The organism is Janibacter hoylei PVAS-1 (assembly GCF_000297495.1).
GTDB classification, from domain to species: Bacteria; Actinomycetota; Actinomycetes; order Actinomycetales; family Dermatophilaceae; genus Janibacter; species Janibacter hoylei.
The window spans coordinates 1-26677 of the sequence record NZ_ALWX01000014.1; the positions used below are offsets into that span (position 1 = coordinate 1).

Annotated in this window: 17 protein-coding genes and 1 pseudogene; 14 read left to right on the forward strand and 4 right to left on the reverse strand. The window is 66.8% G+C overall.

Going from position 1 to position 26677, the window contains the following annotated elements; genetic code table 11:
• From B277_RS03275 to B277_RS03285, 3 genes and pseudogenes are all read left to right on the forward strand, one after another.
• Window positions 1-881, forward strand: an 881-nt coding sequence (locus B277_RS03275) for an IS30 family transposase (RefSeq protein WP_007925136.1), incomplete at its 5' end; no start/stop codon positions are given.
• Window position 882: 1 nt separating this feature from the next.
• Window positions 883-1179 (forward strand): annotated as a pseudogene (locus tag B277_RS03280) (integrase core domain-containing protein); the annotation flags it as partial.
• A gap of 19 nt (window positions 1180-1198) precedes the next feature.
• On the forward strand, window positions 1199-2317 hold the full coding sequence (locus B277_RS03285; RefSeq protein WP_007925140.1) for a UvrD-helicase domain-containing protein: 1119 nt from the start codon (window positions 1199-1201) through the stop codon (window positions 2315-2317).
• A 21-nt stretch (window positions 2318-2338) separates the two neighbouring features.
• Here B277_RS03285 and B277_RS03290 read toward each other — a convergent pair whose 3' ends face one another.
• A complete protein-coding gene (locus tag B277_RS03290) occupies window positions 2339-2872 on the reverse strand; it encodes a hypothetical protein (protein WP_040880697.1) in 534 nt (177 codons plus the stop codon).
• Window positions 2873-2875: 3 nt separating this feature from the next.
• Window positions 2876-3445: an ImmA/IrrE family metallo-endopeptidase gene (locus B277_RS15710; protein WP_083853618.1), complete on the reverse strand. Its 570-nt coding sequence runs from the start codon at window positions 3443-3445 to the stop codon at window positions 2876-2878.
• On the opposite strand from B277_RS15710, the gene B277_RS15715 reads away from it, so the two are divergent.
• The 7 genes from B277_RS15715 (at window position 3352) to B277_RS18280 (ending at window position 17848) form a co-directional block, all read left to right on the forward strand.
• A complete protein-coding gene (locus B277_RS15715) occupies window positions 3352-3603 on the forward strand; it encodes a hypothetical protein (RefSeq protein ID WP_051987826.1) in 252 nt (83 codons plus the stop codon). The two genes, B277_RS15710 and B277_RS15715, sit on opposite strands and share 94 nt — an antisense overlap.
• A gap of 463 nt (window positions 3604-4066) precedes the next feature.
• Window positions 4067-7294, forward strand: a complete 3228-nt coding sequence (drmD, locus tag B277_RS03300; RefSeq protein ID WP_274517169.1) for a DISARM system SNF2-like helicase DrmD — start codon at window positions 4067-4069, stop codon at window positions 7292-7294.
• A complete protein-coding gene (locus B277_RS03305) occupies window positions 7294-11313 on the forward strand; it encodes an Eco57I restriction-modification methylase domain-containing protein (RefSeq protein ID WP_040880720.1) in 4020 nt (1339 codons plus the stop codon). Before drmD ends, B277_RS03305 begins: the two co-directional genes overlap by 1 nt.
• Window positions 11310-15068 (forward strand): DISARM system helicase DrmA, encoded by a 3759-nt coding sequence (gene drmA / locus B277_RS03310; RefSeq protein ID WP_128276878.1) that lies wholly within the window; start codon window positions 11310-11312, stop codon window positions 15066-15068. The genes B277_RS03305 and drmA overlap by 4 nt, the downstream gene beginning before the upstream one ends.
• The gene (drmB, locus tag B277_RS03315; RefSeq protein ID WP_007925159.1) at window positions 15065-17122 is read left to right on the forward strand and encodes a DUF1998 domain-containing protein; all 2058 of its coding nucleotides are present in this window, start codon (window positions 15065-15067) and stop codon (window positions 17120-17122) included. Before drmA ends, drmB begins: the two co-directional genes overlap by 4 nt.
• Window positions 17112-17627: a phospholipase D-like domain-containing protein gene (locus B277_RS03320; protein WP_051987828.1), complete on the forward strand. Its 516-nt coding sequence runs from the start codon at window positions 17112-17114 to the stop codon at window positions 17625-17627. Before drmB ends, B277_RS03320 begins: the two co-directional genes overlap by 11 nt.
• A complete protein-coding gene (locus tag B277_RS18280; RefSeq protein WP_051987830.1) occupies window positions 17609-17848 on the forward strand; it encodes a phospholipase D-like domain-containing protein in 240 nt (79 codons plus the stop codon). Before B277_RS03320 ends, B277_RS18280 begins: the two co-directional genes overlap by 19 nt.
• A gap of 107 nt (window positions 17849-17955) precedes the next feature.
• Here the strand turns inward: B277_RS18280 and B277_RS03325 are convergent, their stop codons facing one another.
• Window positions 17956-20469 carry a DUF4268 domain-containing protein gene (locus tag B277_RS03325; protein WP_007925161.1) on the reverse strand — a complete coding sequence of 838 codons (2514 nt, stop codon included), beginning with the start codon at window positions 20467-20469 and terminating at the stop codon, window positions 17956-17958.
• A gap of 127 nt (window positions 20470-20596) precedes the next feature.
• On the opposite strand from B277_RS03325, the gene B277_RS03330 reads away from it, so the two are divergent.
• Window positions 20597-22624: an SIR2 family protein gene (locus B277_RS03330; protein WP_007925163.1), complete on the forward strand. Its 2028-nt coding sequence runs from the start codon at window positions 20597-20599 to the stop codon at window positions 22622-22624.
• Between the two features lie 202 nt (window positions 22625-22826).
• On the opposite strand, the gene B277_RS03335 is transcribed toward B277_RS03330, so the two are convergent.
• Entirely contained in the window at window positions 22827-23675 is an 849-nt protein-coding gene (locus B277_RS03335; RefSeq protein WP_128276877.1) for a hypothetical protein, read from the reverse strand.
• A gap of 202 nt (window positions 23676-23877) precedes the next feature.
• On the opposite strand from B277_RS03335, the gene B277_RS03340 reads away from it, so the two are divergent.
• The 3 genes from B277_RS03340 (at window position 23878) to B277_RS03350 (ending at window position 26659) form a co-directional block, all read left to right on the forward strand.
• Window positions 23878-24759, forward strand: coding sequence for a DnaB-like helicase C-terminal domain-containing protein (locus B277_RS03340; RefSeq protein ID WP_007925166.1), 882 nt, complete (start codon window positions 23878-23880; stop codon window positions 24757-24759).
• Between the two features lie 25 nt (window positions 24760-24784).
• Window positions 24785-25348 carry a hypothetical protein gene (locus B277_RS03345; protein ID WP_007925168.1) on the forward strand — a complete coding sequence of 188 codons (564 nt, stop codon included), beginning with the start codon at window positions 24785-24787 and terminating at the stop codon, window positions 25346-25348.
• A gap of 75 nt (window positions 25349-25423) precedes the next feature.
• Window positions 25424-26659, forward strand: a complete 1236-nt coding sequence (locus tag B277_RS03350; protein WP_007925170.1) for an MFS transporter — start codon at window positions 25424-25426, stop codon at window positions 26657-26659.
• Window positions 26660-26677: the final 18 nt, after the last annotated feature.

Here is a 26677-nt window from a genome sequence, read left to right on the forward strand (position 1 = left end):
ACGGCGAGGTAGTGGGGCCGGACGGGCCGGAGTGGAAGGGCCGTAACAAGCCCCATCGCAAGGATCGTCGTTGGACGCAGGCGTGGAGCCCGGAGCAGATCGCGCGTCGGTTGCCGATCGACTTCCCGGATGATGAATCCATGCGCATCAGCCACGAGGCGATCTACCAAGCGCTCTACGTCGAGGGCCGCGGTGCGTTGAAGCGGGAGCTGGTCAGTTGCCTGCGCAGTGGACGTGCGCTGCGCGTTCCTCGAGCCCGAAACCGTCAGAAGGCTTGGGGGCACGTGACCGAGGAAGTGCTGATCAGCCAGCGCCCCGCAGAAGCGGAGGACCGCGCGGTTCCAGGCCACTGGGAGGGCGACTTGATCATCGGCCTGGAGCGTTCAGCGATCGGCACGCTGGTCGACCGGACCACGCGCTTCACGATGCTCGTCCACCTGCCGCGGGAGGAGGAGTACCGCCACAAGCAGACCGTGAAGAACGGGCCGGCGTTGGCCGGCTACGGCGCGATCACGATGAAGAACGCACTCGCCGCGACCATGACGACGTTGCCTGAGCAGATGCGGCGATCACTGACCTGGGACCGCGGCAAGGAACTGTCGGCGCACGCCGCATTCAAGGTCGAGACAGGCATCCCGGTGTTCTTCGCTGACCCGCACAGCCCGTGGCAGCGCGGAACCAACGAGAACACCAACGGGCTCCTTCGCCAGTACTTCCCGAAGGGCACCGACCTGTCGCGGTGGAGCAACGACGAGATTCAGGCCGTCGCCATGGCGCTCAACGGACGACCCCGCAAGAGCCTTGGCTGGAAGACTCCCGCCGAGGCCTTCGAGGAGCATCTACAGTCGATGCAAACAGCCGGTGGTGCGACGATCGATTGAATCTGGTCAATTTCGAAGCCGCCGATACGTCCACCGCCTGGGCCGCCACCAGCTCGTCGGGTCCATGGGCCGAGTCGGTGCCTGCGGTGACAATGCCGCGATGGAATCCTTCTTCGCCCTCCTGCAAAAGAACGTCCTCAACCAACGCCGCTGGGACACCCGCGACGAGTTGCGGATCGCGATCGTCACCTGGATCGAACGCACCTACCACCGCCGACGACGACAAGACCGCCTCGGCCGATTGACGCCCACCGAATACGAGACAACCATGACCACACCAGCCGACCAGGCTGCGTGACTACCACTGTCACCTATCCGTGCAGCAGTCCCATTCTGCGCTGCGTGGGCTGGCCGAACGCGACGTCAGCATCCAGAGCCTGGCCATGTTCTTCGAGAACACGATCGGAGCCTCCCACAAGCTCGAGGGATCCATCGACTACGGGGTGGATGAGGTCGACGCGTCATTGATGTCGTTGGCGCAGTCGGCCACGAAGATCATCGGCAGTAGTGAAGGATGGGCCCGGGGCAAGGGATCCCATGAGGCGAATCTGGCGTCCGTGTATACGGCGATTCGCTACGGGACGACGATTTCCAACGTGCCGATCGGGGTGCCGGAGGCGCTCCGAGGTTTCACCAGAGATCTGCCATCCTTCGGAGCAGCACGCGGCAGGCGCTCTCTCCAACCTCTTCTGGCAGCGATCTCCGTCGCGGTTCAGGGCCCTTCGCGCACTTTCGATCACGTGCTCGTGGACGAAGCGCAGGACATCTCGCCGCTGACCTGGGAGATCCTTCGTGCCCGCACCACGGGTAACTTCACGATCGTCGGAGACATGAACCAGCGTAGGAACGACGTCGGGTACGGGTCGTGGCAGCGGGTCATCGACACACTAGGGCTGACGGGTCCTGCGGGTGGGGACTGTGAACCAGTCACCCTCACCCGCGGCTACCGGTCGACTCAGGCCATCCTGGACTTCGCTAGACCATTGCTCCCTGCTTCTCAACGCGGCACCAAGTCTCTGCAGAGCGGCGGCACGGCACCGGCGGTACGGCGAGCGCCCACTCACAGAGCCAGAAATGGCCTGGTCGAGGAGGAGGCGCTGCGTCTTCGGTCCGCTCACTCGACAGGTCAGGTCGCGGTCATCGTTCTTCGCAACGAGTTGGACGAGTTCCACACTCACCTGCTGAAAGCCGGCTGGAAGCGCAAGCCTCACCACACGTGGGTCAAGGCAAGCAAGTCCATCAAGGTGATGACCCCAACGACTGCTCGAGGCCTGGAGTTCGACGCCGTCGTGGTCGTCGAACCGGGAGACTTCCCGCGCAACGTCGGTCGTGTCGGGCAGTTGTACACCAGCCTCACCCGCGCCAACCGAGAGCTGTCGGTCGTGCACTCCAGGCCACTCCCCGACGAACTCCGCAGGCACGGCCGCCGCGGCTGACTCACCACTTCGTCGACACTCTTAAAGCAGCTCTCGAGGAGAACTCGGTATCCGCAGCCCGCGTTCGGCGTAGATGTCCTGAAGCACCGCAAACGCGCCGTCCGGGGTCAGGTCGCCATCCGCCACTAGTGCGCGAAACAGTTCGACGGTGCCTCTGGTGAGGATCCCCCGGCTCTGGGCGAACTCGAAGGCATCCCGGTCATCGGTTACCCACACCGAATCACTCCACTGGTCATCGCTGGTCAGCAAGAAGCATGACTGCGCCTCGCCGAGGTGCTGCAGTGGTCGGACGCGCGTGCCGCCAAAGACGGTGACGCGCAAATGCTCGACTGCACGCACATCGGCAGGCTCGACGATCTCGATCGGCTCCCCGAGCCACCCTCGCTCGATGAGCCTCCGAAGGTCGGGCAGATGGCCAGCGGAGGCCTCCGCTTCTGCGGCAACCGCTTCTACCCAGCGGCCACGTCCCCGCAGGTGATCACCTAGGAGGTCGACTCGCCCCACGCACGCGAAGTTGCACAGCACCGTGTTGTCCGGGAAGACCGCAGCCGCCATCTCTCAGGAGCCTGCGCTCTCGAGCGACGCGCGCAGCGACTCAGTGTCTGTGCCCAGCAACGAGGCGTAGGGGCGCAGAGTGGTGTCACCGTCCAGATATGCCTCATACAGGTCGCGACCGAGCGTCGGTGGCGGTCGATCCTGCATCGCGAGTTGGCTCGCCGCGGAGGCCTCGGCCCCGCGGTCAGCCAACGCCTGAGCCTCACGCATGGTCATGGACTGCAGCGCCGTCTGCGTCATGCCGTCCACCAGCCTCAGTCTCTTGAGCCGGATCGCCAGCGCACTCGGCGACACCTTGAGATCCAGCACCAGATTGGCGAAGGCGACGTCATCCAACGAGTCGACCACGACCTCGCGGAGATAGGCCTCCGGCATAAGGAGCGCTGCCGCAAAGGCGTTGGCGCGCTGCTCGCTCTCCCGATGACCGGCGGCGAAGACGTCTTCGTCGACGTGGATCCCTGGTCGTCCTCCGCCAGTACGTGACCCAGCTCGTGGGCCAGGGTGAAACGTTGCCTTGCGAAGATGGGGGTCGGCGCTGCCAAGATCGCCACGGCCTCGTCTGTCCGAGCACAGAGGCCGTCCACGGCATCACCAAGGTCCATGATCCCGACATCCACCCCGAAGAGACGGTCGATCTCGGAGGCCAGGTCGTCGGCCAGATGCACCTCGCCGCCGATGGCTTCGCGCGCCGAGAGCGCCAGAGCCTCTCCGTCCGCCGCCCACTGACCTGAGCGAGGCATCTCGACCTTCGTGGTCACTCGCCCGCGCCCCAGTGCAACAGCACTGCTACGGAGCTCCGTGATGCGAGCAGCCATAGCTGCGGCACCTCCGATGTTGGTACCACCCTCGGCGCGCGCCGCCATCGCGACCGCGTCCTCCTCCCCCGTGAGGAGCCAGTCGACGGAGACATGGCCAAACTCGGCGATCCTGGCCAAGTCCAGAGAGCTGAACCGACGAGCTCCCGCAAGGGACTTCGACATCTTCGAGGCGTCCAATCCCACCTGCTGGGCGAACTCCCCCTGGCTCAATCCGGTGCGTTCCATGACAAGGCGCACGCGTTCCACGGGGGTTTCCATGCGACCCACACTAGGGGTGTGTTGCGATTTTCGCAACTGTGTGTCAGAGTCCACACCAGAAAGCCCAAGTGGCGTTGGCTCGGCCAGCGTCCTCCTTCCCGTGAATTCGAGGTCACCGGTGACTGTCTCAGCTGCCACCAGCACCAACAGTGCCACCGCGAGCCGACAGCCGCGGCCTGAGCTTCCACAGGCTGGCCATGTGGTCTCCGTCCGCGGGTCCACGTGGGCGGTGACCGAGGTGACCACGCAGGGCCTCCTGCGCAGCCCGGCCGACGAGACGGCATCCGAGTTGCAGCACCTTGTCTCGCTCCAGTCCCTGGACGAGGACCGGCTGGGCGAAGAGGCAACCGTCGTGTGGGAGCTTGAGGTCGGACAGTCGATCATCCCCGACCGGGGACTTCCCGAGACTCTGAGCGCCGAGACCTTCGACGACCCCAACACGCTCGGAGCCTTCGTCGACGCCGTGCGCTGGGGCGCGGTGACTTCGGCGGACGAGCACGCCTACCAAGCGCCGTACCGCTCAGGCGCCAACGTCGAGCCGTATCAGCTCGAGCCGCTGCGGCGAGCCTTGGCTGCGCCCCGGACCAACCTGCTCCTCGCCGACGACGTCGGGCTCGGCAAGACCATCGAAGCCGGACTCGTCATCCAGGAGTTGCTCCTACGCCACCGAGCGCGTTCGGTCATCATCGTGTGCCCACCGAGCCTTGCCGTGAAGTGGCAGGACGAGATGCAGGAGAAGTTCGGGCTGGACTTCACGATCGTCAACTCGGCCACCTTGGCCCAGACCCGCCGGACACATGGCTTGGCGGCCAACCCCTTCCGCCTGTACCCCCGCATCATCGTCAGCATGGCGTGGCTGCCCACACCCCGAGCGCAGCGCATGCTCAGGGACGTCTACGCGGGCGTGACCGGCGCCAGCACCGCCAAGCGCTATGCCTTCGACATGCTCGTCGTCGACGAAGCCCACCACGTCGCTCCGGCCAGCCCGAGTGGTGTCGGCGGAGGTCGCGGTTACGCCGTCGACAGCAAGCGGACCATAGCCGTGCGCGAGCTCGCTGGCGTCTGCGAGCACCGCCTCTTCCTCAGCGCGACTCCGCACAACGGCCACACCGAGTCCTTCACCGCCCTCCTCGAGATGATCGATAACCGGCGCTTTGCCCGCGGCGCGAAGGTCGACCAGCGTGCCCTTGAGGAGATCAAGGTCCGACGGTTGAAGTCCGACCTACCAGAGATGGGCTTCAAGAAGCGTCAGGTCAAGCAAATCCCCTTCACCCCGGCGAAGGGGGAAGAGGACGCCTTCGCTCTGCTCACCCGGGTGCTGGAGTCCAGCGCACAGGCAAACGGTCGCCGCCGGGCCGGCGACATCGTCGCCCTCCTCCTGAAGAAGCGCTTTCTCTCCAGCCCGTGGGCGTTCGCCCTCACCCTGCAGCACTACCTCGCCGCGGACGCCGGGGCGGGCTGGCCCGACGACATCGATGAGGCGTACTACGACGAGGTGCTCGGCACCGGCCAGAGCGACGAGGAGGAGGGTCACGTCGAGCAGCCTGAGCTGACCGCTCTGCGCCAGAGCAAGGGCACCGACCCGCTGGTGTCAGCCACGGACGACGAAATCGACGAGCTCTTGGCCTGGGGCGAGAGCTACCAGCACCAGCCGGACGCCAAGCTCAGCGCGCTCGTCGAATGGCTCGACAGCATCTGCAGACCGGATGGCAAGCACTGGTCAAACGAGCGCGTCGTCATCTTCACCGAGTACTCCGCCACGCTCAGGTGGGTCATGGGAGTGCTCGAGCAGCGCGGATACGGCGACCGCGTGGCCGCCATCGAGGGGTCGACGGACACGGATACGCGCGAGATCATCCGCGAGCGGTTCACCACCGAGCCGACCAAGGAGGACATTCGCGTCCTCGTGGCCACGGACGCCGCCGGCGAGGGGATCGACCTGCAGGACTTTTGCCACCGGATGGTCAACCTCGACGTCCCCTTCAACCCCTCGCGACTGGAGCAACGCATCGGCAGGATCGACCGCTACGGCCAGACCCAGAGTCCTGAGGTCTTCACCTTCGCCCCCGTGGCCACAGCGAGCACCTACGGAGCGGACCTCGACTTCCTCCAGCGCATCGCGAGCAAGGTCGACACCATCGCGTCCGACCTGGGCCGTGTCAACCAGGTGATCGACTCGCAGATTCAGGAGCGTTTCCACCCCAACCGCTCCAGGACGGCTCCGTCGACGAGCGATGACAGCAGCGACGGCGTGAACCGCGCCCTCTCGAGCAACCTCAACCTGAACAAGGAACTGACCGCACTGTCGCGGAACTACGAGGCAAACAAGGTACGCATGCACCTCACCCCTTTTGCCTCCCGACGAGTGGTCGACACCGCCCTGACTGTGGCGAATCAACCTCCGCTCAAGGTCATCGATGACGACCTCACCGACGCCCAGGTGTTCGCGGTGCCGACTCTGGGGTCCAACTGGCAGCAGGCCCTGGAAGGACTCGACACCCGACGCGAACCCGGAGTCCTTCGCCCGATCACCTTCGACGACTCAGCCATGACCGCCCCCGATGACCTGGACGGAGGTGGGCGACGCCGCGACGACCTCGTCCACGTCCATCTCGGTCATGCCCTCATGCAAAAGGCCTCACGCATCCTGCGCAGCGCCCTCACCGGCGGCTCGAGCGACCTGCACCGGGTCACCGCCGTCGTCGTTGACGGGCTGCCCACGTCGTGCGTCGCCACGGTCTCCCGGCTCGTCCTCGTGGGACGTGGAGGCTTGAGGCTCCACGAAGAGGTGTTCCTGACCGGCATCCGGCTTCGTGGCCATACGATGGCGGAGGCCAAGGTCGAGGAGCTGCTCGACACCGCCCTCGACAGCCCCGGCCTCCAGCTCGCCAGCCACGACGTCCGGGCCGGACTGGCCGACGAGTGGAATGGCAGCACCAGCACCACGTCGAGGATGCGCACACGACTGGAGGAAGCCGTGCGTCAGCGGGCCACGCAGAAGCAATCAGCCGTCACGGGCGATCTCGCCGCACGCGCCGAAGCAGACGAGGAGCGTGCGCGGGGCATCTATGCAGCTTTCCGAGGCGTGCTCGAGGAGTCTGTGGCTGAGCTCTCCGAGCAGATCGAGGCGCAGTCGACGATGCTCTTCGCCGATGACCAGCAGCGCCAGCGCCAAAGGGACCTCGTCAAGATGCAGGCCAGGGCTGCGGAACTTGACGACGAAGAGCGGCGCGAGCTCGCTGCGATCCGCGAGAGGTACGAGGACGTCCGGCAGTTCGTCAGCACCGCCGGAGTCGTCTTCGCCCTCACCCCGGAGGACGCGGTTGCCCGAGGAGGTGCAGCGTGATGGCTGGTCGCGTCTCATCCAGACGGCGTGCGCCCAAGGCCTCGGAACAGCATCGCGCGTGGCTGAGTCTCGTCGACGCCGAAGGTCCCTTCCTTTCGGTCCCTGCTCTCACCCGCCTGTGGCCCCAGGGGATGCCGACGCTGACGGAGCACCAGCGGGCCACCCTCACCGACACCAAGCCGGCGCTGGACGCAGCGTGGGATGCCTGGCGCATCGACCCAGACGGCGATCTCGGGCGCTACCGCGAGGTCCGGGACCGCTGGGTCCACACCGTGCTCAATGAGGTCGTCGGCTGGGATCAGGTGGACTCAGGATCGACACCGGCCGCGGCGACCGTGTCGTCCCCCGACCAGTCGGTGACCGTCTCCCCCACGACGACGTTGGGAGATGCGGAGGCACTCGTGTGGGTCGTCGACCCGGTGCTCTCGCTCCGCGATCACCTGGACGACGGGTGGGCCACCTCACCGATCGACCGCATGGAGATCATGCTCCGCGCGAGCCGAGTGCCGATCGGGATCGTCTCCGATGGCCGGTGGTGGGCGCTCGTCAGCGCTGCCGAAGGGGGTCTTGCCGCCTCAGGCATCGTCGATGCCTTAACGTGGATCGAGGAAACCACCGTCCGTGATGCCTTCCTCCACCTCGTCGACCCGCTCCGTCTGATCGGCGGCGCCGAGGCTGACCGTCTGCCAGCACTCTTCGTCGAGTCCGTCGCCGCAGCAGAGGAGATCACCACCTCACTCGGTGTGCAGGTCAGGCGTGCCGTCGAGCTCGTGATCTCGGACTTCTCGAGGGCTGGGGCGACCGCCCGCGCCCTCGGCGACCCAGATCCCCTGCCCGACGACGGGGCCGAGATCTACGAGGCCGCCGTCACGGTCATGATGCGAGTCGTCTTCCTGCTCTTCGCCGAGGAGCGTGGGCTCCTGCCAGAGGGATCCCTCTACTCCGCCGGCTACGGGCTGGCCACGCAGTTGGATCATCTCGATGACCGAGCGCGCCACGAAGGTGAGGAGGCCCTCGACGGGACCCACCAGACGTGGCACCGTTTGCTCGCGACCTCGACTGCGTTGCACAGGGGCTCGACCTTCGAGGACATGCGCCTGCCCGCGTACGGAGGTTCGCTGTTTGACCCGGAACGTTTCACCTTCCTGACGACGACCACCTCGAGTGGCGGCCTCTCGGTGATGGTCAGTGATCGCGTCATGCGAGCTGTCCTCGACGCCGTCCAGGTCGCTCGCTTGTCCGGTCAGGACGCACGCCGGATCTCCTTCCGCGACATCGATGTCGAGCAGATCGGCTACATCTACGAAGGCCTGCTCGGCTACACCTGCACGCGCGCCACCTCTCTGACCGTCGGCCTGATCGGCAAGGAAGGTTCCGAGCCCGAGGTGCCAGTCTCCGTCCTGGACGATCTCGCTGAGCGGCACGGCGCATCCAGCGACCCCGACGGAGAGCTCGCCGCGGCGATCATCGCCTGGGCCAAGACACATCAGCCTGCCAGCACCCTGCAGTCGAAGGCAGCCCTGAAGAAGGCGCTCGCGTCGTCTGACTCCATGGAAGGAGTCGAGCAGGCACTGCGCGCGGTGGCTCCTCATGACGAGCAGGTCCGCGAGGCATTGCGCCCGTGGATCGGCGCGATCCGACGTGATCTGCGGGGTCGCCCCGTCGTGGCGCATCCCGGCGACCTCCTCGTCGTCGAGACCCCCTCGCGCAGCAATGCCGGCGCTCACTACACGCCTCGCGATCTCGCCGAATCGGTGGTCCAGCACGCTCTCGATCCGCTGTGCTACCGCCCCGGGCCACACCAGACCAATGACCGGGACCAGTGGCAGATCCTCCCACCCGAGGACCTGCTCGACCTGCGCATCGCCGACATCGCCTGCGGCTCTGGAGCCTTCCTCGTGGCAGCTGCCCGGTACCTCGGTGCACGACTCGTCGAGTCGTGGCAACGCCACGAGCAGTCCGTCCACGGATCGGCTGAAGACGTGCGCATCCAGGCGGTCCGCCTCGTCGTGGCGAACTGCCTCTACGGAGCCGACATCAATGCGATGGCCGTCGAGATGTGCAAGCTCTCCCTGTGGCTCGTCTCTCTGGACCGCCACGAGCCCTTCTCCTTCGTCGACGACAAGATCATCGTCGGAAACTCCCTGCTCGGCCTGACGAACCTGCGCCAGCTGGAGGAGCTGCACATCGAGCCGCACTCACGGCAGGATGCCGGGCGGTGGAGCCTGACCGACGACAACGAGCTCGACCTCAGCCTCGACATCGACGAGCACCTCTCTCAGGCACTCCGCCTCCGCTCTGCCTTGCGCGGGGTCATCGCGGAGGGCGACGCCCAGCGCGATGGTCGGGCGAAGCGCCGCCAGCTCGCCCGTTTCCGCGGCGAGGTGGCGCCTCTCAAGCGCGTCGCCGACGCTGTGATCGCCACGGGCCTGCGCCTCGGCGGCAAGCGCGGCCGGGCGCTGGACGAGGCGTACGCCGACCTCCGGGCCGTCGTCCGCTCCGACGACGGCAGCGACAACAGCCTCCTCGCGCGTCGGGTGGAAGCCGGTCTCACGCCAGCCGTGCAGACCGACTACGAGCGGTGGCAGCCGCTCCACTGGCCGCTCGAAGTCCCCGACGTCATGGAGCGCGGCGGCTTCGACGCCATCATCGGCAACCCGCCCTTCCTCGGAGGGAAAAAACTCTCCCCCGCGTTGGGTTCCAACCTTCGCGAGTGGCTGGTGAATATCTTGGCACAGGGGCAGAAGGGCAACGCAGACCTCGTCGCGTACTTCTTCCTGCGGGCTGTTACGCTACTCAGCCCCAACGGGGTTATCGGACTCATCGCGACCAACACGCTTGCTCAAGGTGACACCCGGGAAGTTGGTCTCGACCGCTTGGTCTCCGATGGCTTCACCATCATCCGCGCAGTCCGGTCGCGGTCTTGGCCGGCAAAGAGCGCCAATCTCGAATATGCCGCTGTTTGGGGTACCACGGCCACGGTCGCTAACGCCATCACGCGCGTCTGCGATGACGAGCCTGTGCGAGCGGTCTCCACCCTGCTTGAGCCCGAGGGGCGAGTCTCCGGTCATCCCTCGCGGTTGAAGGAGAACGAGGACACTGCGTTTATCGGCTGCTACGCCTTGGGAAAGGGATTCGTCCTCCAGCCCGAGGTTGCGCTTGCTTGGATCGACGCAGACCCGGCTAATGCCGATGTGCTCTTCCCATACCTCAACGGCGAAGACCTGAACTCCCGCCCCGACGGCTCACCTTCCAGGTGGGTCATCGACATGGGAGAACGAAGCCAAGAGGAAGCTGAACGCTATGCCATCCCTTGGCAGCACCTAGACGCCGCCGTGAAGCCCGAACGGATTGCCAAAGACGGCAACAAGTACCCCCGCATGGTCCACGAGTGGTGGAAATTCTGGAATCCGAGGCCCGCCATGCGGAAGGCCCTCGCAGACGTGCACGAATGCCTCGCCATCGCGCGAGTCAGCAAGACCGTAATGCCTGTCAGGGTGCCAATCTCAGGGGTGCCCAGCGAACAACTGGTGGTTTTCGCCACGGACAGTTTCGTTGACCAGGCGGTACTCTCGTCCTCCGTTAACCAGCTCTGGGCCGTCACTCATGCCTCGACACTCGGAACTGGGGTCAGGTACACCCCGTCCGACGTGTTCGAGACCTTCCCGCGCCCATCTAACTACGCCAGGCTGGGAGTCGTCGGACGTCGCCTTGACGAGGACCGACGCGAGATCATGCTGCGTCGAGAGCTCGGGCTCACCGCGCTCTACAACCTCGTCAACGACCCCGACCTTGCCTCCGACAGCGATGCTGATGTCGCCCGGGTGCGGGAGATCCACGTCGACCTCGACCACGCGGTGATGGCGGCGTACGGCTGGGACGACGTGCCGCTCGACCACGGGTTCCACACGTACCGCCAGATGACGCGGTGGACGGTCTCTCCCGCCGCACGAGTTGCGATCCTCGACCGCCTGCTCGAAGAAAACCATCGCCGCGCAGCGGAGGAAGGCACTCGATGAGCACGACGCCCGGCCCTGCCAATCGCCTCGATTCGCCGACGCCACCCATGGACCCGGACGGCTCCTCGTGGACCGCACGGGAGTCCCTGACCCGAGTCCTCCATCGCGAGCTCGTAGGACCGGCCGGCGGTCCTGACGAGCTCCTCCCGATCAAGCCGGACGGACGCTACCTCGTCGGGCGCATCGCCCCCGTACGGCTCACGGCCGGACAGGGTGCGGCTCCGAGCACGGACGGCGCCACGGACCAGAACTCCCAAGATGACGACACCATCGAACTGGGCGACGAGCATGACGCGCGTGACGTCCGCGGGCTCCCGGTCACCAATGTCGACGACTCGGCCATCGACTCCGACGAGGACACCGGCGCCGAGGACACCCCGATCCGTCGAGGGTTGACGATCCCCGCCTCCATGGGACTCCGGTTCCAGGTCGCCGCTGCCTGCCCGGCCGTCACCGTGACGGCCACGTGGGGTACCTACTCAGCCGAAAAGGTCGCCGTCGAGACGAACCCCAAGAACGGCGCGCCTCCCGAGCCGACGCAGGAACGCCGTCACTACCGGCGCACGCATCACCAGCACGCGGTCCCCCTTCGCCTGGCGGACATGACCTCGGGGCAGACGCACACACTGACCATCGAGGAGTCAGTGACCCTCCGGGTCGACATCACCGATGACACCGAGCTGGGCCGACGCATCGTCGAGGTGGCCCTCTGCAACGACCTCGAGACGCCGCCGACGATCCCCGTCCATGCCTGGCTCTACCAGACCCACCTTGCTGTCGAGGCCGACGGTGACGCGACTTTCCTCCCAGTCCGTGATGTCCTCACCGACACTCGACCCGACCCTGATCCCGAGGTGCAACGACTTCGGCTGCAGTACCGGGACCGGCTCGAGTTCGCCATCGGCCGGACCTGCTCGGCGACCTGGACGACTCCCGAGGGCGATGACGACCAACGCGCAGCGGTCCGAGTGGAGACGACATGGCTTCCCCAGGCCGAGACTCCACAGGTCACGGCGCAGAGCATCGACGACGCACTCCTCGACATGCGACAGCTCGCGGAGGCAACCCCCGGGGCCCTGGAGGCCGGGCTGCGTCCCATTGCTGATGGTTATGCCGCGTGGCTGGGCGAGCAGCAGGATCTCGCCGGCACCCTTCCGGACCATTTGCGGTCGACGGCGGACGAGGCCATCGAGGAGGCCTGGGCAGTGCACACCCAACTCGTCGACGGCATCGACTTCCTCGTCGAGGACGATGAGGCACGACGCTGCTTCTCCTTCATGAACTCCGTCATGGCCGAGCAACGAGTCCGCAGCCAGATCGCGCAGGGACGGACCGGCGACGCGCCCGCCGACCTGGACACCATCACCCGGGCCGTGGACGCCAGGGAGGAGAGCGCCCACTCATGGCGCGCCTTCCAGCTCGCCTTCGTCCTCATGCAACTCCGGTCCCTCAGCGAGCCCACCTCACCGAGACGCTCCGGTCCCATCCCGAGCGTGGAGCTCCTCTTCTTCCCCACCGGTGGCGGCAAGACCGAGGCTTACCTCGGCCTCGCCGCCTACACCTTCGCGGTGCGGCGCCGGCAGGGAGTCGTCGAGTCCACTGACGGACCACTCGACGGCACCGAGGGCGTCGCGGTCCTCATGAGGTACACCCTCCGGCTGCTCACCGCGCAGCAGTTCCAGCGGGCGACCACCCTCGTCTGCGCAGCCGAAGTCGCACGCCGTGCCGACACCGCGACGTGGGGCCAGACCCCCTTCCGGATCGGCCTCTGGGTCGGAACTGATGTCACGCCCAAGCGCATCAGCGAGGCCGCGGCGACGGTCTCCGACGCCCAGTCCGGCAGGACGAAGCGCCTGCCCGTCCTGCAGTTCAAGCGGTGCCCGTGGTGCGGTCACTCGATCGCCCCCGCCAACGTCAAGGTGGATGAGGACGCCGGGCGGGTCTTCGTCCGCTGCGGTGACAAGTTCGGCCGCTGCCCCTTCTCCGAGGGCGGATCCGTCGACGAGGGACTGCCTGTCCTGACCGTCGACGAGGAGATCTACCGACTGGCGCCTGCCTTCGTCATCGCCACGGTCGACAAGTTCGCGCGACTAGCCCGAGAGGGGGAGGCCGCGGCCCTCTTCGGCTACGTCAGCCAGCGGTGCGAGCTGCACGGTTTCGTCCACCCCGACTCGCAGTCGTGCACGATCAAGCTCAACAACAAGCACCAGCAAGCCAAGGGCGGTGGCCGGCGGCTGCCACACGGCCGGCTCCGCCCACCAGACCTGATCATCCAGGACGAGCTGCACCTCATCACCGGCGCCCTCGGCACAACCGTCGGCCTCTTCGAGGTTGTCATCGACACCCTCTCGACGTGGCGCAACGCCGCCGGCCATGCGATCAAGCCGCTGATCGTTGCGTCGTCGGCGACAGTGCGCAACGCTCCGGAGCAGGTCCGTAGCCTTTACGGGCGAGCCGTGACCTTCTTCCCACCACAGGTCATCGACGCGTCAGAGACCTTCTTCTCCACCGAGATCAAGCCCACGCAAGACTCCCCTGGTCGCAGGTATCTCGGCGTCTCGACGACCGGCGTGCGGTTCACCGTCGCCGAGATCCGCCTTGTCGAGACCCTGCTGGCGACCGGCCAGCTCCTCTTCGACGCGGAACCCGAGACCGCCGATCCTTACATGACGCTGGTCGGTTACTTCAGCGCCACACGCGAGCTGGCGGGACTTGCGAGGTACATCCAGGACGACGTGCAGACCGCGCTGGCCAAGGGCCGCCCGGGAGTGGATCTCCCGCGGAGGTTCGGCTCCGCCTTCGGTCTGCACACGGCGGAACTGACGGCTCGCGTCTCGGGGGCCGACATCACCGGCACCCTCGACCAGATGGGTCTGCAGTTCGACCCTGCCTACGACACCAGCCAGGCACTCGCCACTCGGATCGAGGACTCGCGTGCCGGCAAGGAGGTGGCGCGTCGGCGGATCCATCCCTACGACGTAGTGCTGGCCACTTCGATGTTGCAGGTCGGGGTCGACGTGCAGCGCCTTGGCCTGATGCTCGTCGTCGGTCAGCCCAAGAACACCGCCGAGTACATCCAGGCCTCTTCACGTGTGGGACGTGCCGCCGACCGGCCGGGTCTCGTCGTCACTCTTGGGAACTGGTCCCGCCCCCGCGACCTCGCGCACTTCGAGCAGTTCCGGCACTACCACGAGACCTTCTACGCCCAGGTCGAGGCGCTCTCCGTCACTCCCTTCTCCGTCACGGCGATGGAGCGCGGGCTCGACGGAGTCCTCGTCAGCGCCGCCCGTGTCCTCGACGCGGGCCGGAGCGCCCATGCGACGTCGCTGTCCCCGGAAGCGGGTGCGGCCCGAGTCGCCGACCGTCGTCCAGCTCTGGAGGCCCTCATCGACTCGATGACGGAGCGAGTCACCGCAGCATCGGACGAGACCTCGGCCCAATGGGCCCGCAGCCGTCTGGTCAACCGACTGGACACTTGGGAGCAGCGGCGCACCACGCTGCGTGATCGGTCGCTCTCCCTCACCTACGAAAAAGTCAGAGACACCTCGACCCACGCGCCCTTGCTGCGGAGTGCGGAGAACGTGACATCGCGGGACGCGTTGGCCGGTGAGGCACCCTTCGTCGTCGCCAACTCGATGCGTGAGGTCCAGCCCGAGATCAATCTCCTCGTCAGCCCGATCAAGGAACGGCTCTACTACGTGGCCCCGCCCGGCGCACCGGTCTGGGCAGCCCAAGGGAAGGACCGGAACCCATGACCGACTTCATCCACGATGCCGGACGGGCCCCCGATGCCTTGGGCGATGCCGCGGCACAGCAGGAGGACGGGACCAAGAAGAACTACGCCCGGGTCGGCAGTCAGCGCCCTTCGGCGCTGCTCTACACCTACGGTCCCGGATCGATCATCGACCTCCCCCACTTCACTGTGATGCCCTGTGGTTATGACGAGTGGGAGCCGGTGTACGCGCGCCGCGACGGCTCGCGGCCGATCCACGCCCCGCGACTCCTCCAGACGGTCCGCACGATGCTCGGCAACCAGATCGGTGAGCTGCGGGGCTTTCCCTGGTCGCCGAAGGAGATCGCCTCCTCGAAGGAGGGCGTTGACCTCGGTGTGCAGAGCATTGTCTTCCCTCAGTGGATGCGCTGTACGGGGTGCGACCGATTAGCGCCGCTGTCTGTCTGGGAGTATGCCAACGAGCGAGCCCGACGACCTGATCTGGCACAGTTCACGCACGCTGGGTGTCCCGGCCGAACCCGACGGGGACAGCGCCAGAGCACCTTGGCGGCGAAGGGGCGCAAGCTGAAGAACCAGCCGGTGGTCACCGCGCGGTACCTCTTGGCGTGCGAGAACGGGCACCTCGACGAGTTCCCTTACGAGTGGTGGGTTCACGAGGGCGGGTCATGCGGCAAGCCCGACGTGGAGGTGCCCATCCTGGCCATGCGCGAGCTCACGTCGGGGCGTGGCGCCAACGCGATCATCGAATGCCGCTCGTGCGGAGCTAGCAGATCCATGACCTTGGCGCTGGGCGAGGCCGGTCGTGAGCGGCTGCCTCGCTGTCGTGGTCGCCATCCTCACCTCGACGGGTTCGAACCGAAGGGGTGCTCCAAGGAAGCACGTGTGATGCTTGTCGGGGCTTCCAACCTGTGGTTCCCCGCCGTGACCTCGATCATCGTCATGCCGGACTCCACCACAGAGGAAACTCTGCAGGAGCTGGCGCTCACAGTGGCTGCCCGTCATGCGGAAGACCTCGAGGAGTTCGGCGACAACGTCAAGATGATGCGACGCATCCTCCGGGAGAGCATCGACGTGTCGTCCCTCTCCGACGACGAGGTGGCCGAGCTCGTGCAGCTCGCCCTCTCCCCGGCCGAGAGCGAGGATGACCGGCTCGCACGGAAGGAACGCTGGGATCCCGTCGAACTTCTCGAGCCGGAGTGGCGCTATCTTCAGGATGACCCGCCGGGCGAACGTCACGAGAACAAGGCAAGCGGTCTGACGCTCTCTCCGAGGAAGGTCGCCGCCGACATGGCTCCGGGCATCGCGCGGGTCCTGGCGGTCGATCGCCTCCGCAAGGTCAACGCGGTACTCGGGTTCACGCGGATCGACGAGCTCGACCGCATCAACGATTCGACGTCACGTCTGGTCAGGCTCAACCGCAACGGTCGCCCACGCTGGACCGTGGCGACCGAGGATCGCGGCGAGGGGATCTTCATCCAGCTCGACGAGAAGATGGTCTCCGAGTGGGAGGCCCGGGTCGAAGCGAGCGAGCTCTGGGCCCACCATGTCGCCGCCCACGAGAGGAACTTCCGCAACCGGTACTCGGAGACCTCCGACATCGCCGATCATCACGACCGACTGCAGCCACCGCGGTACTGGCTGGTCCACAGCCTGAGCCACACCCTCATCCGGCAGATGGCGATGTCGAGTGGCTACGGCGGGGCCAGCATCAGTGAGCGTCTCTATGCGTGGAAGGGAACCGCCGAGCGTGAGCCAGCCGCGGGGATGATCATCTGCACGACCGCCTCGGACAGCGACGGAACTCTGGGAGGCTTGGTTCGCCTCAGCGAGGAAGCGCGGCTCGCGGCCCTGGTGCACGACTCCCTTCGGGTGACGTCTCGCTGCTCCTCCGACCCGATCTGCTCATCCCGTACACCCCAGGACCCCGAGGACTTCCTGCACGGGGCAGCCTGCCACTGCTGCACCTTCGTCTCGGAGACCTCCTGCGAAAAGGGCAACCGCTTCCTCGACCGGAGATTCCTCCTGTCCTTGCCTGATTCCGACCTCGGCTTCTTCGGTCGACCTGATGTCTGGTGACGCCGCACGCTTGTCCCTGGCTCGCCAGCTGACCGCGGACGAGGCAGCGAAGCTCGCCGAGCGACTCGGGTCAGGCGCTTCGGCCTCGCAGGCCCTGCAGATGATCTCTCCCTCTCGGCACCTCGAGGTGGGCAAGCTCCTCACGCAGGCAGGCCTCAAGGAGGACCGCGAGGGACTCGTCCAAGTCCTCCGAGTCGTGCACGAAGCCCGGAGCCAGTACAGCCCGATCAGCACCATCTGGACCACTCCGAAGGGATTGGCGCAGACGGGCTCGCTGACCTCGTCCCTCCACCAGCTGGTAGCGAACGCGCGCGAATCTATTGTGTGTGCCACATTCAACTTCCAACGCTCGTCTGCTCAGTGGGACGCCTTGCGTGACGCGGCGGCTCGGCCCGACCTGTCAGTGCGCGTATACGTCGATCGCGATGCCGCGGACCACAAACCCGAATCCTGGAAACCCACCACTCAGCAGATCGCGGCGAACTCGTGGGCGCCACCGTGCTGAGGTCGCGACCTCTGAAGGGCAAGCAGGTGCGAACTCACGCGAAGTTCTTCGCGATCGACCACCGCACCCTCGTCATCACCAGCGCGAACTTCTCGAAGAGCGCCGAGTTTCACAACGTCGAACTGGGCCTGCGCATCGACGATCCCGCTCTGACGGCATCCATCGAGAGTCAGATGCAGAATCTGGAGCAGTACATATACGAAGTGGTGCGTCGGACCTAGTGCAGCGTGTTGGCCGCCCTCAGCTGAGGGACGCAACCTCGGGTACTGGCGGCAGAACCTGACGCATTCAGTCCGAGAGCGAGCGTTCCACCCAGCGTGAGAAAAAGTCACGGCCCGACGACTGTCCACGCATCGCGGAACTGGGACTGAGCGCTGATCAGCCACTCGATAGCGTCGTCCCACGACGCGCGGTCGTCGATGGATGTGAAGGTGGAGACCAAGGTGACGCGAGCTGCCTTCCTGCCGTCCATGGGGTCCCACTCCGGTGACTGGTCCAAGTGGGACTCAACCTCCGCGCGCTTATCGAAGAGCGCCTCGAACCTCTGATGATTCAGCGCGGCGTCCGCGGAATTGAAGTAGAGCTGGACCTCCAGGCCGGTCCTCCTCCACACGGTGGATACGGTGACTCCCGAGCTGCCGACCGAGGCATCGATCCATGGTCCGGTCGACGTGGTGCCGCGCGTCCAGGTCGGATGATCATCGCGCATGCGCTCCAGTGCCAACGACCAGAACTCCCGGTAGACGGCAGGTCTGCCCGATGTCTGTGGCTCACCGAGAAACTCCTGCCGCACGTCCCGCAACCGTCGACCATCGGCGATCGACCAGAAGTACCACCCGTTCGTGGCGCTCTGACGCAGATGCCGAGCCGCACCCGACGGGGATTCAAAGGCCTTGCCGTCAAGGTGGAGAAGCATGTCATCACCAATGGTCGCCTCGCGGCCGGCGAAGTCCCGGTGCGTCGAGGTCAGGGTGTCGCCCACCTGGATCAGGCCACCTTCGACGAGATGCTTGAGCTCGACCCAGTCTCCCGCCTTTGTCTGCGGGTCGGCCACCCGGCCCTCGTGGCCCTCCGGGACCGGCCAGACGCGGAGCAGGACGTCGATCAGCTCGCCGGTCCGATCATCGATCCGTCCCTCGTCCCACGAGACCTGCTGAGCGCTGTCGACGAGTCGCCCGGTCATCGTGATCGTGTTGTGCCGCAACAACGCCGTCTGCTTGTCCGCCCACGGGCCGTTGGACACCTTCGAGTTCAGGGAAGACGTCAACAGGGTGAGATTGCCGAGACGGTGAACCCTCTCCTGCCGCTCGAGTTCTTCCTCCGCTGTCTCGACGGGCCACCAGTCCTGCCACTTCTGCGGCAAGATGTGCTCGATCGGCAGACCGATCCGCTCCACCTGCGGCTGACGTGTCTCGGCGCGGTAGGCGTCTTCGATGGCCTCGAGGTACATCCTCATGCGGGCTCGTGGGTACCGCCGGTACACCGCCTCTCGGGAGAGCGCCTGACGGACCTCATCGTCACCCGGCCAGTAGGTGCTCGTCACATCCAGGCGCGAAAGGTGGCCCACGACCCGGTCCGCCAACTCGTCTGCTGGCGCCGAATCGTGAGCCGCGATGATGTCCGCGACCACGCGACCCAGGGCAGAGGTGGTCATTCGCAGGAACTGCCGCCGCACGACCCAGCTCTCTGCCGCAGTCACAACACGGTTGATGACATCTCCCGGGACGTCACGTCCGGGCGCGTGCAGCCAGAGCAAGAGAGGCTTGAGCAGCTCTAACCCACTCGCCTGCATGCGGTACATGGCCATCTCGACGACGTCCAGCTCGCCCCCCCGGGCGGGCCGCGGCCTCGGTCCACGCTGGTACTGGTCGGCCTGCTGCTTGATGACCGGCAACAGTTCCGCCATGGTCCGCTCGGGGTGATGCTCGACGTAGGCCTTGAACCGGGTGAACGTCGACTGCGGGCTCACCTCCTCACCCGTCCGGGACATGAGCCACTGGTTGAGGAAGAGCGAGCTGCGGCTGACCAAGTACCGCCCGACACTGACCTCCTTCGTCCAGAACTTCTTCTCGAAGGGCCACTCCTGGCGGTAGATCCGCTCGGCATCTCCCCCTTCGGCCTCAACGCGTTGGAAGACGAAGTTGCGCACGAGGTCTGCTGCGGTCAGTGGGGTGCCACGCGCGTTGAGGATCTCGAAGATTTCCTGAGATTTCTCGGAGGACTCGAGCTCGATCGACACGAGAGTGAGTCCTTCCACGAGGACGTCGGTGATTTCCTTGGCCCGCGGGCCGAACGCGTCCGAGTCCGGGTCCCCCAGCCACTGCTCGACCGCACCGACGAAGTAGTGGTGGGCTTGGACGACGAGACTCTCCGAGTTGTCGAGTGACGCGTGGTCGATGGGTGTCTCGGCGGTCATGACCTCGTCGAAGGCCTGCCGGTCGATGTTGAGGTGGCGCAACTTGAGTGGGCTGTCGCCAGCGAACCGCTGCGGGTTGTGGGTCAACGACTCTAGCCGATCGGCGTGGTCACTGCCGGCCAGAACTGCCTGTGTGGCATCCATGAGCAACTGCAGAGTCGTGATGCGCTGCTGACCATCGACGACATTCCACGACGGCAGTCGGTTGCCCTGCAGCTGCTGGCTCTGCATGACCACGGCACCGAGGAAATGCTGGGGACGCAGGTGTGGCTGTGCCAGACGAACGTCGGCCACTCTCTGGATGTCCTGCCACAGTGGCACCCACTGTTCTTCCTCCCGCCAGACGTATGGGCGCTGGAAGAGCGGGATGACGAAGTGCTGTGGCATGTCGAACAGGTCGAGTGGCGTGCGCTTGTAAGTCTCCACGCTTCGCATCCTGCCGGAATCACGGCGTCAGAACCGGAACTCGGCTCGGACGTCCTCACAGCATCGCGAGGTGGGAGTGTCACTCTAAATAAGCCCCTGTTGCGCTCGACCCCGAGGAGTACCCGTGATGACACCCGATAGGCCCGAGCGCCTCGCCCGGGACATGCACGCAGGGCAGAGGGACAAGCTCGGCCGCGACTACGTCACGCGGCACCTGCGCCCGGTCGTCGACAAGCTCAAGGACAAGGGCGACCACGCGATCATGGGTGGGTGGCTCCACGACATCATCGTCACGGACACCAAGACCACGCTGGCCGAACTGCTCGATCGGAACTTCCCTCCAGAGGTCGTCCGCGCCGTCGACTCCGTGACCAAACGACCGGGTGAGTTCTACGAGGACCTCATCACGAGAGCCTCCGTCGACGAACTCGGACGCCAGATCAAACTCGCAGACATCGAGGTCAACACGGAGTCCAACCCGGCGCTGGCGAAGAAGGACCCGGCCAAGGCGAAGCAGCTCCTCGAGAAGTACGAGCGGGCACGCCGGCAGCTCGGGCATCATCCGAGCCACCTCTTCGTCGTGCACGGCAGGATCGAGCACCTCACGCACGACGTCGCGATCATCCCCACCGACGTCGACGTCACCGTTGAGCCTCACTGGGATGCGGCGTCGCCCGAGGCGGATGCAAAGCCGGCTCGTCTCAACGAAGGGTGGGCGCGCTGGGGCGAGTCGAGCTGCTGGTTCGTCGACGTCGCCTCTGGTGACGTCGACGCAGTCCTGCGCCGGGTGCGTGCCGCGTTGTACGACATCGCCCAGACGCACCCCTGGCGAGTGCTCACGCCCGGCTCGTTGGAGGCACAGGGCACACCCCAGGGGCGTCGTCCGCTCCCCCTCATCGCCATGCCCGTCCTCGGCATCGGACAGGGCGGTCGCGGCGATCAGCAGGGCGAGGTGATCGAGCACCTCATCCGCGGCCTCACAGAAACACTGAAGAACCTTCCCTTCGACATCGCTCTGGTCACGCCGGACCCGGCCGTGTACGCGGCCGCGCAGCATGCCCGTGTTCGCGCTGCGTCAGACCACCCCCTCGCAGGCAAGGCGAAGGACCTGGCGAGCAAGGCACGGGCCGGAGAGCTGGCCCTATTCCTCGGCGCCGGGGTGAGCATCCCCGCGGGGCTGCCGACCTGGCACGAGCTGATCGTCCAGCTCGGCAAGAGCCTGGACCCCGGTGACCGAGAAGTCCTCGACGGTCTCGACATCACCGACCGGGCCCAGCTCATCCAGCAGTTGAAGCCGCATGGCTTCCAGCAGAGCGTCGCCGACATCACGAGTGAGGTCACGCGCCCTTCGCTCGTCCACACGCTGCTCGCAGGTCTCGACGTCGCCAATGTCGTGACGACCAACTACGACGCCCTCTTCGAGTCAGCCATGCGCGCCGCTGGTCACGCCGCCGACGTCGTCCTGCCCCACACGTCGGCCATCGGTCAGCGGCGATGGGTGCTCAAGATGCACGGCGACGTGGACCACCCGGCCACCATCGTCCTCACCCGACGTCACATGGTCCGGTACGACGCGGCGAACCGCCCGAGCGCTGCCCTACTGCAGTCACTCCTGCTCACGAAGCATCTGATGGTGGTCGGTGCGTCGATGACCGACCCCAACGTCTTGCGCCTCATCCACGAGGTGGATGCCTATCGAGATGAGCACGGACAGGCTCGTGACGGGGACTACGGGACAGTGCTGGACGCGGGTCCGACGAGTCCCGGACAGACTCGGCTGTGGGAGGGCCAGCTCGACTGGGTCGACCTGACACGTCAGGGCATCGGCAGTGGGCCGAGGACGCTCGAGATCCTGCTCGACCTCGTCGGGGTCTTCGCCTCGCGCGACTCGTCCTGGGTGCTCGACGAGCGCTTCGGGAGCCTCCTCGAGCCCTCGGACAGAGAGTTCGCCGAGCGTCTCCGACAGATCGCCGTGGACACGCCAAGCGGCGAGACATGGGCACCGCTGCGACGAGTCCTCGACGAGCTCGGGATAAAGCAGGCGGAGTCGCCCCGCGGCAAGTGTGGCGCTGCTGCACATGTGGGCGACTGCCCGTCGCGCCGTGGTGAGCCCCGTCGGTACGGCCACGGAGGCGCGACTGGCCGAGGGCAATGACCCTACGACGTAGGACAGAAGAACCTTTTCGACGCCCACCAATTCCTGCACATTCATTTTCGCTCCATGTGACGTGTTCACCCCGAACAATATCCTCACACACAATGCCGGTGAGAGCCTTTCAGGAATATCCCGAATACAGCGAATGGTGCGTGACGAAGAATGTTCGCCCCGCACCATCGCGCCTCATGTGCAGGTCACGTCAGATGTCCAGGTCATCGAGGTCGCCACCGCCACCGACGCCGACTCCGACGACGTCGTGGGCGGCGATGGCAGCCTGCCTGCCCTCCCGGATCACCTTCGGCCAGATCGGGTGGATCCCGAGAGCCTGCCGCGCACGCATCACGACGTCCTCCTGGATCACCGTGACGCAGGGCCGCGCCATGTCACGGTGGATCGTCGTCACCGCCTTGCCGGTGTCGGCGACCCGCACCTCGAGGAGACCGTCGTCCGGCGTCTCCCAGGTGAAGGTGGTCGTCCCCTCCCGCACGCTCATCTGCGGCTCGGGGGCGCCCGACCCTTCGAAGACCTTCTCCTTGACCTCGAGCGCCCGGGCAGTCGGCCGCTCGCCGGCTCCAAGGCCTGCGTGCCGCTCGAGACGGATGAGCTCGGCATCCGCCCCGTCGCGCCACCAGCGAGGGAAGGACTCGTCGGTCTCTCCCTCCTCCGCCGCGTTCACCCAGGCCTCCCACTCGGCGATCTCACGGTTCAGCAACAGGTCCTCGGCACCCTTGCGGGTCACGCGGTAGCCGCAGGCGACGGCGACTGCCCCGTCCACGATGAGCACCCACGCCACGTCGGGCACGCTCCCGCCCCGGTGGATCTCGTACACCGTGTCCGGGACCTCGAGGACGTCGTAGGCACTCGGCATCCCACGGATCGCCCGGAACTCGTCGACCGGGATCTCGAGCCACTGCTTGACCGCGTCGTACGCGGCCCGGTCCTCCCGCGACTTCTCCTCGGCACGAGCGCGAGCGGCCTCCTCGGTGACGTGGAATCCTTCACCCTCAGCCGGGCCGAAATCGGACATGACAAGCCAGACAGAACTCATGATGAGCCTTTCGGTTACATGGGATGAAGCTGCGTATTTCCCCCGCTGCTTCGTCTCCTATTTTAGTGCCCATGGGAGGTATTCACCAACTCGAAAACCCCTGCCTGTCAAGGCATTCTGAGCGTCTGCAAATTCTCAAAAAACGGTGTACATCATGGCCGCTGCCACCTGCCCGTCAGCCACCTGCCATAGCCTCTGTGGGATGGACACACGAGCGGACGCCCTCGGCGATGACACCCTCGACCTGACGATCGCCCGCCTGATCGGGTCGGCTTGGCCGCTCGGCAGCCGTAAGGTCCCCACGAGCCTCGTCAAGCTCGACCAGCTCCTCGCCGGAGGCCTGCACCCCGGGCAGACGACGATCGTCGCGTCACGCTCAGGTGAGGGGGCCTCTCGCTTCGCCACCGGGCTGGCCCGCTCAGCGGCGCTGCACCACGGCAAGCAGACCGTGATCCTCGCCCCCGACGCCCCCGAGATCGAGGTCTCGCTGCGCATCATCGCCGCAGAGACGCGTATCCCACTGCGCCACCTACGCTCCGGCGACCTGTCCGACCGGCACCGCGAGCGCCTGAGCGAGTGCCAGCAGCGTCTCGCCGACGCGCCGCTGTCGATCTACGCCGACTGCCCACCGGCAGGCACGCTCCCCGACTCCGTGGGCATGGTCAGCCACGAGGACGACGTGGAGCTCGTGGTCGCCGACGGCATCGCCCTGCTCGGTGACACCGTGCGCCACGACGTGACCTACATGGCCGACTGGGCACGTCGCGAGCACTTCGCCCTCGTCCTCGTCTCGAGCCTGCACAACCCGCGCGCCGGGGAGCAGCGCAGGACCCCGCAGCTGAGCGACCTGCGGGACTACGACGAGGTCATCGACGTCGTCGACAACGTCCTGCTCATCGAGCGGCCCGAGCTGGAGTTCGACCCGCTCGACGCGACCGTCCACGTCGCGAAGCACCGCTACGGCGCGCTGGGCAGCGTCGACGTCACCTTCGACGAGAGCACCGCGGGCTTCGTCAACCCGCCGGGGGTCGAGGAGGCCGACCCCGCTTGGCAGATGTCCTCCGTGTGGGAGATGACGGGCTAGCGACGTGCGAGGAAAGAGGGGACGGATGTCCTGGTACGAGGGCGCGTGCGAAGTCTGCGTCGACGCGTGCACCCGCGGCGCACGGCACACGAGCGTGCGTCAGGTCGCGACCGCCGCCGGGGTGCAGATCCGTCACTGCAGCCGGTGCGACGCCTGGTGGGACATGCAGCCGGCGACCCGGCCAGCTGTCATCTCTCGCCAGGAGGCCGCGCGCCGCGCGCCTGACGCGGACCGCTGGACCATCGTCGGCCCCCTGCTCGAGCCCCGCGACCCCGCTGGTCTGCTCGTCGACGCCCAGCGAGTCGACGCCCACCCGGGCGATCTGCTCGACCTGCACCGGCAGGCCGAGCTCGCCGGCGACGCGACATTGCAGGACGTGCTGACCACGGTGCTCGTACCCTTCATCCGCAACGCTCCCCGCACCGCGTGGACCTGTCGCGGAGGCGTGGACGGGCAGTGGACGCCCTTCGCCGAGGTCGTGACCGCCGGCTCATCTGGCACTCACGGCGCGCGGCTGCTCGTGCCGAACGAGCTGGCGCGCACATTCGCCGGCGGGCCCCGGCTCGACGTCGGCTGTCGGCCGCGGTAGCCGGCGGACCCTCGCCGGGAGGGGCGGGCTAGGCTCCCCGCGGGCGTCGCCGAAGCGCCCCTCCAGGAGGACCCGATGACCGACACCCGCCCCGCGGACCCGCCGGCAGACCTCACCACCTCCGCGCACCGTCGCACCGGTCTCATCACCCTCGCCGCCCTGCTGTCGGCGGGGTGGGCGACCAACCACTTCGCTGCACTGGTGCCCGTCCTCGAGGACTTCGCGCACATCTCCCGGCCCGGTCTCGACGCGGCCTTCGGCCTCTACGCCCTCGGTCTGCTGCCCAGCCTGCTGCTCGGTGGTGGCGTCTCCGACCGCGTCGGTCGCCGCCCGGTCGTGCTGGCCGGGCTGGCCCTCGCGTGCGCCGGCAACCTCGTCATGCTCATCTGGCCGACGCTCGTCGGGGTCGTCATCGGCCGGCTCGTCGTCGGCCTCGGCGTGGGCATGGTCGCGAGTGCCGGCACCGCGTGGGCTGCCGACCAGGACGCGGCGAAGGGGGCCGCCCGCGCCGGCGTCGTCCTCACCGGTGGATTCGCGATCGGTCCCGTGGTCACCGCACTCCTGACCACCGCACTACCGGGTCGCGCCGGGCTCGTCGCGGCCTACGCGATCCCCGTCCTGCTCACCGCCGGCTGCTTCGCGCTCATCGTGCTGCGGACGGTCACCGAGACCGAGGACGTCGCGGTGCACGACGACGAGGTGCGGGGCACTCCCTTCGTCGATGGACGACGCATCGGCCCAGCCCTCATCGCGGCGCTGCCGATGGGGCTGTGGGTCTTTGCATGCGTCATCTCCGCCGTCATGGTCTTCACCGGGCGGATCGGTGACCGCTTCAGCGGCCCGCTGCTCATCGCGGTGGCGTGCATCCTGGCGCTCGGCACCGGACTGCTGACCCAGATCGGCACGCGTCGCTGGGGGCACTGGCGTGCGCTGGGCGTCATCGGCGCAGGGCTCGCAGCGCTCGGGTTCGCCATCGGCGCCGCCGCGGGCGGCCGGATGAGCCCGGTGACCTTCGCGCTCACGGCAGTCATCCTCGGCTGCGCCTACGGGCTGTGCCTCGGGCAGGGACTGCAGGACGTCGAGCGGCTCGCGCCGCGCGACGCCCGCGGTCTGGTGACGGGGCTCTTCTACGTCGTCTCCTACTCCGGCTTCGCCCTGCCCTTCGTGCTCAACACCTATGAGGACCCCATCGGCCCGTCCGCCCCGCTCGTCGTGCTCGCTGCCCTGGCCCTGCTGACCGCGGTCGCTCGTCTGGTGGACGTCGTGCGGAGCGGGCAGGCAGCAACGGCGTCGACCGACAGGTCCGCCTGACGACCACGCCGCCCCTCA

What these genes read in the sequence shown, in the direction of transcription:
- B277_RS03290 (WP_040880697.1), bottom strand. Translation starts at nt 2,872, where the DNA reads ATGGCGGCTGCGGTCTTCCCGGACAACACGGTGCTGTGCAACTTCGCG.
- B277_RS03305 (WP_040880720.1), top strand. Translation starts at nt 7,294, where the DNA reads ATGGCTGGTCGCGTCTCATCCAGACGGCGTGCGCCCAAGGCCTCGGAA.
- drmA (WP_128276878.1), top strand. Translation starts at nt 11,310, where the DNA reads ATGAGCACGACGCCCGGCCCTGCCAATCGCCTCGATTCGCCGACGCCA.
- drmB (WP_007925159.1), top strand. Translation starts at nt 15,065, where the DNA reads ATGACCGACTTCATCCACGATGCCGGACGGGCCCCCGATGCCTTGGGC.
- B277_RS03320 (WP_051987828.1), top strand. Translation starts at nt 17,112, where the DNA reads ATGTCTGGTGACGCCGCACGCTTGTCCCTGGCTCGCCAGCTGACCGCG.
- B277_RS03330 (WP_007925163.1), top strand. Translation starts at nt 20,597, where the DNA reads ATGACACCCGATAGGCCCGAGCGCCTCGCCCGGGACATGCACGCAGGG.
- B277_RS03335 (WP_128276877.1), bottom strand. Translation starts at nt 23,675, where the DNA reads ATGAGTTCTGTCTGGCTTGTCATGTCCGATTTCGGCCCGGCTGAGGGT.
- B277_RS03340 (WP_007925166.1), top strand. Translation starts at nt 23,878, where the DNA reads ATGGACACACGAGCGGACGCCCTCGGCGATGACACCCTCGACCTGACG.
- B277_RS03345 (WP_007925168.1), top strand. Translation starts at nt 24,785, where the DNA reads ATGTCCTGGTACGAGGGCGCGTGCGAAGTCTGCGTCGACGCGTGCACC.
- B277_RS03350 (WP_007925170.1), top strand. Translation starts at nt 25,424, where the DNA reads ATGACCGACACCCGCCCCGCGGACCCGCCGGCAGACCTCACCACCTCC.